Origin of the sequence: Pseudoalteromonas neustonica, assembly GCF_001653135.1 — a bacterium.
GTDB lineage: Bacteria > Pseudomonadota > Gammaproteobacteria > Enterobacterales > Alteromonadaceae > Pseudoalteromonas > Pseudoalteromonas neustonica.
Window position 1 is genome coordinate 1 of the sequence record NZ_BDDS01000043.1, and the last position, 4,162, is coordinate 4,162.

General features: G+C 39.7%; 4 protein-coding genes and 1 pseudogene. 3 read left to right on the forward strand and 2 right to left on the reverse strand.

The window, feature by feature from the left end:
* A partial coding sequence (locus A7967_RS21860; protein WP_280138101.1) for a group II intron maturase-specific domain-containing protein occupies positions 1-329 on the forward strand: 329 nt, incomplete at its 5' end.
* Positions 330-409: 80 nt separating this feature from the next.
* Here the strand turns inward: A7967_RS21860 and A7967_RS21865 are convergent.
* Positions 410-1,474, reverse strand: a complete 1,065-nt coding sequence (locus A7967_RS21865; RefSeq protein WP_157756441.1) for a hypothetical protein — start codon at positions 1,472-1,474, stop codon at positions 410-412.
* Positions 1,475-2,130: 656 nt separating this feature from the next.
* Here A7967_RS21865 and A7967_RS21870 point away from each other — a divergent pair.
* Complete coding sequence (locus tag A7967_RS21870) at positions 2,131-2,535, forward strand: hypothetical protein (protein ID WP_064436105.1); 405 nt, start codon at positions 2,131-2,133, stop codon at positions 2,533-2,535.
* 38 nt (positions 2,536-2,573) lie between these two features.
* A pseudogene (locus tag A7967_RS21875) lies at positions 2,574-2,831 on the forward strand (iron-sulfur binding domain-containing protein); the annotation flags it as partial.
* A gap of 588 nt (positions 2,832-3,419) precedes the next feature.
* Here A7967_RS21875 and A7967_RS21880 read toward each other — a convergent pair.
* The coding region (locus A7967_RS21880; RefSeq protein WP_064436106.1) for a hypothetical protein at positions 3,420-4,162 on the reverse strand (743 nt) is incomplete at its 5' end.

Consider the following 4,162-nt stretch of genomic DNA (forward strand, 5'->3'; position numbering starts at 1 on the left):
ATAAACTCACACAGTATTTACGTGGCTGGGGACACTACTACCTAATAGCCAACGCTTATCAACTAACAGTGGATTTAGATCATTGGATCCGCCGTAGGATAAGGATGTGCTACTGGCGGCAGTGGCGAAAACCTCGTACCAAAGTACGCAGTTTAATGAAATTGGGTGTTAGCGAGCGACTCGCCATAGCCTGTGGTATCACCAGTAAAGGCCCTTGTAGAAGCTCAAAAACAAAAGGAATTAACATTGCGCTAGGCAATAACTACTTAGCGTCACAAGGGTTAGTGTCATTGAGAGATATTTGGATCAATATTCATTACGGGAGATGAACCGCCCATTGCGGACCCGCATGATGGGTGGTGTGGGGGCTGGAGGTTAGAGACCTCCGGCTACCCGATTATGGCGAAATTTATGGAATTTTACAGCCGTTCGCATTCATAGCAGTTTCTAAGTGTTCAATACTCGCATTAGGGTTGAATGCAATATCTAACAGATCTTTTGTTCTTTCTCCAACAAAGCTGTAATCATAGGTTTTACTATAACCAGTATAATAATTGGTGCCATACCCAGACCATGAACCAGACCCCCAGTCATCATTATATACTCCGCTATATGATGATGTAGAGGATCCTGAATATGTTGTAACACTATAGCTTGTATATGCCTGTACAATGCCCAATATTAAAGTTTTAGCTAGTTGTTGCCCCTGCTTTTTTCGAATACTTGCATACTGCTTGACTAAATCAGCACATATAAAATTTTTAGTTGGCAAGAAATCAAAAGCTAACGCTTTATCTTGACTAACAACACTGAAACGATAAACACCTTTAGATAATGATTTATGCATTTCATATTTTGGAATAAACTCATATTGCCATAAACGTCCTGACTTGCCTGTAAAAAATAATTTATAAACACCTTTTTTAATATCTCTATAAATGCCATATCGCTCATCTATTGAGTAATATAGCTCGTCCCAGTTGGGATGTTCTAGCCTAGTTGAATGCTCATTGTGCAAAGTTATTTTTTTATTACTATCAGAGTATTCAATTAACGAGTTATTCACTTGGGTTATGTTCGCTTCTATTCTTTTATTCAGCATGATTGGCTTGCTGCCATCTACGCCTGACTTTCTAATAGTTTTGGCTATATGGATATTACCTTTATATGTATAATCCCAATCTTTATGTGAGTCTGACTGTAAAGCCCCCTTTGTGAATAGTATTTCCTTACTTTTTTCTTTATATTTAATTTCATCACCAAAATCAGTTATATTAGCTTGGTAACGCGAATCCGACTCCATTGAGACAACTTTTCTATCAACAAACACTCTTTTTTCTTTAGCAGTGTAATTCACCGAGGTTCCGAGATTTTTAAAGGCTGAATGATCTACTATTGTTGACTTATAAACTGATGGACTGACACAGCCCGAAAGGGAAAAAATTGATAAGGTTATATATATTATTTTTTTCATTTTACCTCTCAGATAGCACGAAACTCTTTCGCCAATCGTGGTAGAGCGACCCATTACTGGGCCGACCCCACACAGATCCGGACGTGCGGAACTACCGCATCCGGCTCTTCAGTTATATATTCACGCGTGTAAATCACCACGTACTTAGTACCAGTCCACATGAATAAATCGCTTACTCACTCTTGGCCGCTCTATTGCGTAATACATTAACATCTTCTTGAAATTACTCCAATTATAACTGCGCCTATTCAGCCATTTATATAAGCTGTGCAGCACATAGCTGTACAGTCTATCTAGGCTACGGAACAGCGGTGACACCCATCCTAAAGTTATGAGTTAACCTGCTTAATTGCTCAGGCTAGTAGCGACTGTGCGTGGTGAAAATATCATTGCTTAACAGTTAAATATTAGGTTTAATAGGGACATAATAAACGCTGAGTAACGCAGAGATAGCTTAGATACACAGGCATGCCGATGAAATTGGCTTGATATAGCTTAGGTCATAAAAAGCCTTTCTATATATGTAAAGTCCATAGCATAAACAATACCAACGCGAACACACCGAGCAGGTAGCGCCTCAGTCCAACAAGCGATTATGCAACACAAACTGCGTGTTGCATAAACACTAAAGTGTTAGCTCTCAAAGGAATGTTGAAGTGTTTAAAATTGTTTTACTCGTTATCGTTCTGGCAGCAATAGCTTATTTCATCTACCCGAAGCCACCCGAGGCTCGGGAGTGGCTCATATCAAATGACAACAAGCATGCGCTTGCAGGTAATAGATTTGCTAGTACTCAGGACGCTATTAGCTTTGTAGAAAACTTGTATAGCGTTGGGGCGATTAAAGTGACTATTCCCAAGAGTGCAATATATGACAGTAACAACCGAATTCAACAAGAAGGTGGACCATACGCAGACGCTTTGGAAATATCTTTACCCACTACTCAGAGCGAAAGGGAGGCAATATTTAATATTGCAAATCAAGAAGCTGCTAACCAAGGCATGGCCTTTAATCCAGAAAGTGATGTTATAAAAAATAAGTTGTTACTATGGTGGGATTAGTCAGCAAGCGTGGAAAGCAAAGGGGATAATGGCCCACCTTGAGGGACTCCTTCGGCTGGCCTGTAATTGCGGTAGACACACATATTTTTCGTGTTTCAAACCGTACTAAACTCGCCATGGGTAAAGATGTAGTAGCCGTTGAGCAAAAGCTTGAAAAGGTAGTCCCAAAAGAATTTAAAGTAGACGTGCATCACCGGCTTATACTACACGGGCGTTATACCTGTGTAGCGCGTAAGCCTAAATGTGGCAGCTGTATTATTGAAGACTTGTGTGAGTTTAAAGATAAAGTAGAGTAAATTAGTGACTGCTTTGAGCGATAAGCGGACGGTCGCACTAGCCATTATTTAGAAATCAAGTCTAGCTTTATCCGACCATGTGCTTGTTAAGTATTATACTTCGCAAACGTCTTTAGCAGTCTCACATTAATTAAACGATCAAAGTTGCATGTATACTCATACTCCTTTAAATATACTCTGTGCAGATTTGGTGCACTTAATATAGATTTAGTCGGTGCCTCGCATTTTAATAAGACACCACCCGATTCAAGATAGTTTAAACCACTAGCAAATATTTCAGCAACTTCCTCGTAAGGAGTCCAACAGAAACCAATTTGACCATTACAAGGCCAGCTTAATAAACTTAAAAAACATTCTTTTTTTTCTTAAATGTGTGAAAACTAAACAGGGATTAAGGTGACACTCATCTTAATTATTTCTTGGAAAGAGCATAGCCCCCCCCCTGTAAAATCAGATATCAATGTTCTAAATATCTAAAATCACCACTGTATTCACTTTAATATAAGTACATCATCACCAAATCCTAAATTACAGGCATGCGAATTTCTGCCTAAGGGCAGTTTTTAACATTTGAATGTGTTTTTACAACTATGCGAGTAGTTTTTCGCAATTACTGAGGTTGCTGCGTCGTTTTCTGTTTAAATTTTCACAGTAACTTGTGTGTGATGACGGTCTACCAACTGCGCCATGAAATACGCGGGTAAAGTGTGTAGTGAGCTTTAACCAGTTTTCAGGGGAGATATTGATGCGCGCTAAAAGTGGTAAGTTCGCCTCTTCAATGTGGCCGCGTTTATCTTCACGCAAACATCGTCCTGTGAGCTCTACTAATTCTAAGTAAGATTTTAGCTCAAACGGTAATCCTTTTGCCATGTGTTGTCTGGGCATGCCTGCAAAGCGCAGGAGTTGTTTTGGTTGTTTGCCGTCCTTTGCACTTTCAATGCGTTTTTGTACGCTGGTGTGGGCTGACTCTTCAGGGATATTCGCCATTTTGGCTTTGATGGGGTTTAAATCGACATAAGCCATGCAAGCAGCTATGGCGGCTTCATCTAATAATGCGTGTGATTTGAATCTTCCCTCCCAGAATCGGCCAGTACAACCATCTTCTTTATTAGCTTTACGCGCAATGTCTTCATTTAATAGTCGCATAAACCAACTGATGCTTGCTAAGCGCTCTCGATATTGCTCAACCGTTTGGTTAAAAAATATGCGCTCTGTTTTACTTAGCTTTTCACCTTGCATGTATTTTTGAGTAAGCAAAGTGCCCTTACAGAGTTTATGCCAGCGGATAATAATGGCTTTATCATTCAGCCTCTTTGCTTTTTTATCATCAA

Coding starts and splice junctions, on each gene's coding strand:
- A7967_RS21865 (WP_157756441.1), bottom strand. CDS start 1,474: ATGAAAAAAATAATATATATAACCTTATCAATTTTTTCCCTTTCGGGC.